General features: G+C 32.9%; 1 protein-coding gene. It reads left to right on the forward strand.

The features are described from left to right. A partial coding sequence (gene fliD, locus R0J88_RS22755) for a flagellar filament capping protein FliD (RefSeq protein ID WP_410901285.1) occupies positions 1–243 on the forward strand: 243 nt, incomplete at both ends.

The raw sequence follows: 243 nt of genomic DNA on the forward strand, positions 1-243 counted from the left end.
TCTATCAATCGAATCCTGCTATTGAAAATACAAAGTATAATACGCTCTATAATATTGGGATTACTACTTCAAGTAACTACCTTTCTGGAGGTACTATCGAAATTAATGAAACTAAATTACGTCAAGCTTTAGAAGAAGATCCAGATGCGGTTACGAAATTAATTTCATTTTCAAATGGTAAAGAAAAAGATACACTGGTAATCGATGGCGTTACTAAAGAAGTAGATACTCGAGGGTTTGTAC

Origin of the sequence: Pseudoalteromonas sp. SIMBA_162 (assembly GCF_046535955.1) — a bacterium.
GTDB classification, from domain to species: Bacteria; Pseudomonadota; Gammaproteobacteria; order Enterobacterales; family Alteromonadaceae; genus Pseudoalteromonas; species Pseudoalteromonas marina.